The organism is Catenulispora rubra (assembly GCF_015356825.1).
Lineage (GTDB): Bacteria > Actinomycetota > Actinomycetes > Streptomycetales > Catenulisporaceae > Catenulispora > Catenulispora rubra.
The window spans coordinates 1-5,581 of the sequence record NZ_JAACYW010000467.1 but is presented as its reverse complement, the minus strand read 5'-3'; the positions used below and the strand labels follow the sequence as shown (position 1 = coordinate 5,581).

Here is a 5,581-nt window from a genome sequence, read left to right as displayed (position 1 = left end):
CCGTTGCCGTTGCCGTTGCCCCCACCGCCGCCGCCCCCGTCAGGGCCGGCGGTGATGTTCGGGTCCTTGTACTTCGCGTTCGTGATGTTGAAGAAGACCATGGCTACTCGTTGAGTGCGGTCAGCGCCGCGTCGTAGGCCTGCACCATCGCGTCGCCGGCGCCGAGCATCGTGCCGGTGTAGCTCAGGTCTCCGGCCAGCGTCACCGGGGTGTTGCGGTCGTGGCCGTCCGCATAGGTGGAGCCGGACCAGATGAACGCCGCCGCGTCCCCCATCGCCTGGTTCATGTGCGCGATGTGCAGCAGGTTGTTCGGACCCGCCTCGTTGTACTTGTGCATCTCCGTCGACAGCGCGGTGACGTAGTCCGTGAACGCCTTCAGCGTCGTCTTGAACGCGTCGGCCGCCGGCCCCTTCCAGCTCTGCAGAATGCTGTCGCGCGCCGCGTTGACCGCGGTCACGTAGTTGTCGAGCATCGTGCGGATGGTCAGGATCGCGTAGTGCGCGGTCTCCAGCGTCAGCGGCTTGGCCCAGGTCCCCTCCGGCGGCAGCGAGCCGTACGAGCCGTCGCCGCAGCCGCCGACGATCGCCGTGATGGCCTGGTTCCACGTGTAGCCCGCGAACCCCTTACCGGTCGACGGCGCCGTGGTGTCGTCGTGCCGGTCGCTGGAGCCGGGCGGGTTGCCGACCGTGACGTTCAGCGTGTAGCTGCAGTCCGAGCTGGAGCTGGTGGACGTCGTGCTGGTGACCTTCGGCGGCGGGGGCGGCGGAGGCTTGTGCTGGTTGTAGTAACCCACGGGTTCGTCGGCCATTACGAGCCCCCCTTGCCCTTCGGGGGCGGCGTCTTCCCGCCGTTGCCACCCTGGTTGTTCAGGTAGTTGCTCAGGTTGTCCTGCAACGCGCTGCCCAGAGCCTGCAGATCGGTCTCGATCTGCTGGTCGCCCTTGTCGTAGTCGTCGGCGACCTTCTTCAGCGTGTCGGCCAGCATCGACACCATCGTGTGGAGGTTGCCGTCCGACATCTGCGTGCTGTTCGGGTCCTGGATCAGCTTCGTGTACATCGTCGACAGCTGCGTGTCGACGGTGTTCTTCAGGTTGTACGCACTCGGGATGTAGCTGTCGTCCTTGGCGTAGCCGGGCAGGATCCCGACCGCGGTGACGTCCGGCCCGGCCATCGCGCTGCCCTTCCCGGAGCTGCGCCCGGTGTACAGGTCGTAGCGCAGCGGCGCGCCGGAGTACCCGCCGGTCGCCGAGCAGTCCACCAGCCACGAGGGCCCGGCGGTGAACAGCCCGCCGGCGGCGGTCAGCGTGTCCGAGAACCACTGGGCCAGGGCCCTGATGGCGTCGGCGTCGGCGGCCACGGTGCCGATGGTCGGCCCCGGGATGGCGGTGTGGGAGCCGACGTTCCAGCTGTCGCCGGAATCGGTGGTCACAACCCTCTCCTAACTCTCGCGCTCACGGACTCGCTCGGGAATCAGGGTTCTCAGTGGCCCATGGTCTGCCACCGCTTGGTGGCCGTGTTCTCGGTGTGCACGATGCTGTCGGTGATGTCGTTCAGCTTCACGCCGAAGTGCGACAGCAGCTCGTTCATCGAGTTCGCGGCGCGGTCCCAGTTCGCCTTCTGCGCCTCGTACTCGTCGCCAGCCGGGCCGGTCCACGTCGACTTCAGACGGTCGCCGTAGGACTGGAGCGCGACCAGGCGGTCCTCGATGTTCTTGCTGGCGGTGCCCAGGGTGCTGACGAGCTGGGCCATGTTGTCGGTGTTGGCGACGAAAGCCATTACGGTCTCCTAGCGGTGCGTCGGTGGTGGCTGTGCGGCGGGACGGTCGGGGTGCTACGGGGCGGCCCGGGGGCGGATCACATGCCCAGCAAAGCCCTCTGAGCTGCCGTGTAGTCGTTCCCGCCGCCGCTGATGGTCTTCACGGCGTCCACCGCCCACGCCTCGTTGTCGGCGTAGTCCTTGGCGCTCGCGCCGAGCACCTCGCGCATGGTCTCCAGCGCCTTGCAGATGTCGCCGAACTGGATCAGCCACTCGTCGAACAGCTCGCGGTACTTGGTCGCCGCGTCGCTCTGCCACTGCATCGCCTCGTGGTCGGCGCGGACCGGCGCGACGTAGGAGTTCAGGTCGTCCAGGGCGGACGAGAACTCGCCGGCCGCCCGGGCCATCGCGTCGTGTTCGTGCTGGAGTGTCGGGTCCACCATCGCAGGGCTCCTGTTGTCTGATCGTTCCTGGCGGTCGTCGTTGGCATCCCAGCAGCCGCCGAGGATGCCCAACAAGGGGGCGTCCGTGAGATGTTGAGCAAATGGTGAGCCACACGCGAAAGTGGTCTCATGAGAGTTCTGGTGACCGGCCTTGGCCGTCGGCGCAGCCGTACGGTCAGCGGCGGTCTGGCGATCCTCGGGTTCGAGGTGCGTGAGACCGACGCGGACGCCGATCCGCAGGTCGCGGCGGATGTGGTGCTGCTGGACTGCGGCGTGATCGACAACGAGGTGCTGGCGTACTGCCGTCGGCTGCGGCGCCGCACGCAGGCCCCGATCATCGCCGTAACCCAGCGCGTGGACCTGCAGGCCTGGCTCCGCGGCCACGAGGCGGGGATCGACGACTACGCGGTCCAGCCCTTCGGCCTGCAAGAGCTGGCCGCGCGGCTCCGGCTGGCGGTCGCGCCGGGCCGCGAACAGCCGGCGCCGGTGGTCCCGGCCGGCCCGCCGAGCCGGCTGACCGCCGGACCGCTGGTCGTGGTCGAGGACTCGCGGGCGGTCACGGCCCACGGTACCCGCGTCGACCTGCGCCCCAAGGAGTACCAGCTGCTGGTCGCGTTGATGCGGCAGCTCGGCCGGGCGGTGCCGCGCGAGGAGCTGATCAGCGCTCTGTGGCCGGCCGGCTGGGAGGGCGCGGAGCGCTCGCTGGAGGTGCACGTGGCCTCGCTCCGCGCGAAGATCGCGCTGCCCGGGCTGATCTCCACGGTGCGCGGGGTCGGCTACCGGATGGTGACGCCGGAGTCGTTCCACCGGCTGACGGCCGCGTGAGGCGACCCGGCGTGCCCCACTCGCCGGGTCAGCCCGCAGTCCGCGTCGCGAAGATCACACGGGGGTCTTCTCAGGCCGTGCACTGCAATCTCGCCGCGGAGACCCCGTAGCGCCAGCCGGCCGGATAGTCGATCCCGTGGTCGAGCAGGGTGAGTTTGACCGCGGTTCCGCCGACGGCGACGGTCCCCAGCACAGTCCACTGCCCGTGGGTCGCGTTCTGGTCCACCGTGAAACGGGTCACAACGCTGCCGGCCGAGACTTGGTACCCCGCCGCGGTGCCGCCGGTGTCGGTGGCCTTGCCGTCCCAGGGCACGTAGACGCTCACCACGCAGGACGCGAACCCTGCGGTCCCGCTACCGAACGACCACACGGCCTTGTTGGCGCCGTTGGAAGAGTCGCCGGTCATCGGCATCGACTGCATCGACCCGTTGCAGCCGTCGCTGCCCCAGCCGCCGCTGCCGTTCCCGCCCCAGCCTGAGTCGGCGCCGGACCCGTCGGCGCTGTAGCCGCCGCCAGCCGGCTTGGCGCAGCCGGGGCCGGCGACCAGTGTGACGGTCGCCGGCGTCGCGGACGGCGGCACCGGGGCGGACGGGACGCCGGGCGCGGAGGCGCTGCGCTGCGGCATGCCCGGCCCCGACGACTGCGTGGTGCCGGGTACGGACGAGCTACCAGTGGGCTTCGGCGCGCCGGGCACCGACGTGGACGTGGACGTGGTGGTAGCGCCGGGGTACTTGGCCGTCGACTGCCCGGTCTGCCACACCCACGGGGACCCGCTGGCGGAGCTGCTGGCATAGCCGCCGTCGCCGCTGCTGGAGACCTGCTCGCCGATCAGGCCGGCGGTCGGGGCGGCCGCCTTGTTCGCGGACTTGCCAGAGCCGCCGCCAACGGTCGCGGCGACCGCGCCGCCGACCACCAGGACACCGGCCACCGCTGCCGCGATGAGGCCCTTGGAACGCCCCGACGCGCCGACCGGGGAAAGCCGCACAGTGCGCGCACGCGGGTCGGCCGACAATGGGCTGCGGTTATCAGGGATTTCGAGTTCGACGTCGTCATCCGGAGCGGCCTCGCTCCCGGTGCGGGAGCTGGTGACGGCGATGCTGTCGACATCGGCGTCATCGCCGGGAGGCGGCGCGATCTGAAATGGACTCGCTATCGGCCTGGCGGCGCCGGGACCGCTGGTCGCTGAGGCGGCGATCAGGTGGCCGTGCGCGGGTGGCACCTCCGGGGCCGGGTTCTCGGCGTCGGGCAGGGGAACCGTGTCGCGCTCGGTCTGGTCGTCGTCGGCCATCGGCGCTTCCTCCTCGCTGGTGTCGGGCCGATCATGGCGCTGACACGGTAGCGGGCCTAGGTGTACGGGCGTCAGCCGCGTCGAGCGCGGGTCCTTCGGGGAACAGGTCGAGGATCGCGGCCGGGACGGACGTCGGGGTCGCCGACGCGTAGCCGAGGCGTCCGAGGTCGTCCTTGGACGCCACCGGGAAGCGGGCACCGGCGGCGGTCAGCAGTTGGGCCACGCCGCCGGCCGTCGAGGTCGCGAGCGCGCCGTCGCCGGGCCGCACCAGGACGCGGTCCGCGTGGCCGTTCGTGCCGTCGGTGGCGCTCCACGCCCCGGCGGTGTCCACGGCGGCCGCGGTGACCGACCGGATGCGGTACACCGGGGTCGCCGGAGCCACCGGAGTCGCTGCCGCGCCAGTGCCCTGCGTCTCCTCGACGCACACCGCACCCGCGCCGCTGGTGGCGCCGGTCAGGCCGGAACCGACCGCGAGCGTCGGCAGCGCGGCGGGCAGATCGCCGGGAAGCGCTGCGGTCACTTGGTTCTGCTCCTTCGCCGCCACCAACCGGTTCGGGTCCAGCGGCTTCGGAGCCGGGGAGCCCCCGGCCCGCAACAACGCGGCCTGCGTCGGGGTCACCGGGGTCAGGCCCTGCGCCGTGACCACGTACTCGTAGCTGCCGCTCGCGTCCTGGTAGGTGTACAGGTCCCCGACGGTCCCCAGATTGCCGGAAGCCGTGCGCGCGCCGACGCTCAGCGGCGCGATGTCCGACCCGGCGGGAACTGTGTTGAGCCAGGCCGCGCCCACGATCGTCGGCTGCGCGGCGGTCATCTGGAACGCCGTCATCAGGGGTAGGGGTGCCTTCAGTAGATGCCGCTTGCCGCCCCAGACCAGGTAACGCGCGTCGTTGACGCCGACGTATACCGCTTGGCCGTCGGCCACGTCGGTGCCCGCGACCTCGACCCCGAGCGCGGCGGAGACCTGGGCCTTGCCGTCCGCGCCGGCCGAGGAGCACACCGTCCACGGGCCCCCGACCAACGCCGAGGGATCCGGTACGTCCGCAGGCGCGCCGATGATCCCCACCGGAGTCCCGCGCGGCACGTCTTTCAGCGCCGACGCCGGCACGGTGCGCACCGCGTACTTCGGCAGCGCCAGCATTGCCGACGCCTGGTTGAGTACCTGATGCAGAACGCCGCCTGTATAAAGGTACTGATTATAAGTACCCTGTTCCACGACCACCGACTGCCCGTCCTGCCAGGAGGAATCGGCCTTCGGCGAGATCAGCCCGACC

General features: G+C 70.8%; 7 protein-coding genes. 1 reads left to right on the top strand and 6 read right to left on the bottom strand.

Translation table 11 applies throughout. The features are described from left to right. Positions 1 to 103: 103 nt before the first annotated feature. The 4 genes from GWK61_RS52320 to GWK61_RS52305 all read right to left on the bottom strand — a co-directional run bounded on the left by GWK61_RS52320 (position 104) and on the right by GWK61_RS52305 (position 2,197). Entirely contained in the window at positions 104 to 808 is a 705-nt protein-coding gene (locus tag GWK61_RS52320) for a hypothetical protein (RefSeq protein ID WP_194921715.1), read from the bottom strand. After that, on the bottom strand, positions 808 to 1,428 hold the full coding sequence (locus GWK61_RS52315; RefSeq protein WP_194921714.1) for a hypothetical protein: 621 nt from the start codon (positions 1,426 to 1,428) through the stop codon (positions 808 to 810). The genes GWK61_RS52320 and GWK61_RS52315 overlap by 1 nt, the downstream gene beginning before the upstream one ends. 50 nt (positions 1,429 to 1,478) lie before the next feature. After that, the gene (locus GWK61_RS52310) at positions 1,479 to 1,775 is read right to left on the bottom strand and encodes a WXG100 family type VII secretion target (RefSeq protein WP_194921713.1); all 297 of its coding nucleotides are present in this window, start codon (positions 1,773 to 1,775) and stop codon (positions 1,479 to 1,481) included. A gap of 77 nt (positions 1,776 to 1,852) precedes the next feature. Continuing rightward, the gene (locus GWK61_RS52305) at positions 1,853 to 2,197 is read right to left on the bottom strand and encodes a WXG100 family type VII secretion target (RefSeq protein WP_194921711.1); all 345 of its coding nucleotides are present in this window, start codon (positions 2,195 to 2,197) and stop codon (positions 1,853 to 1,855) included. 129 nt (positions 2,198 to 2,326) lie between these two features. Between GWK61_RS52305 and GWK61_RS52300 the strand changes: the two genes are divergently transcribed. Continuing rightward, a complete protein-coding gene (locus tag GWK61_RS52300) occupies positions 2,327 to 3,022 on the top strand; it encodes a response regulator transcription factor (protein WP_194921709.1) in 696 nt (231 codons plus the stop codon). A gap of 70 nt (positions 3,023 to 3,092) precedes the next feature. On the opposite strand, the gene GWK61_RS52295 is transcribed toward GWK61_RS52300, so the two are convergent. Continuing rightward, on the bottom strand, positions 3,093 to 4,310 hold the full coding sequence (locus GWK61_RS52295; RefSeq protein WP_194921708.1) for a hypothetical protein: 1,218 nt from the start codon (positions 4,308 to 4,310) through the stop codon (positions 3,093 to 3,095). 31 nt (positions 4,311 to 4,341) lie between these two features. Continuing rightward, positions 4,342 to 5,581: type VII secretion protein EccB (gene eccB / locus GWK61_RS52290; RefSeq protein ID WP_194921707.1), on the bottom strand; the 1,240-nt coding region annotated here is incomplete at its 5' end.

Coding starts and splice junctions, on each gene's coding strand:
- GWK61_RS52320 (WP_194921715.1), bottom strand. CDS start 808: ATGGCCGACGAACCCGTGGGTTACTACAACCAGCACAAGCCTCCGCCG.
- GWK61_RS52310 (WP_194921713.1), bottom strand. CDS start 1,775: ATGGCTTTCGTCGCCAACACCGACAACATGGCCCAGCTCGTCAGCACC.
- GWK61_RS52305 (WP_194921711.1), bottom strand. CDS start 2,197: ATGGTGGACCCGACACTCCAGCACGAACACGACGCGATGGCCCGGGCG.
- GWK61_RS52300 (WP_194921709.1), top strand. CDS start 2,327: ATGAGAGTTCTGGTGACCGGCCTTGGCCGTCGGCGCAGCCGTACGGTC.
- GWK61_RS52295 (WP_194921708.1), bottom strand. CDS start 4,310: ATGGCCGACGACGACCAGACCGAGCGCGACACGGTTCCCCTGCCCGAC.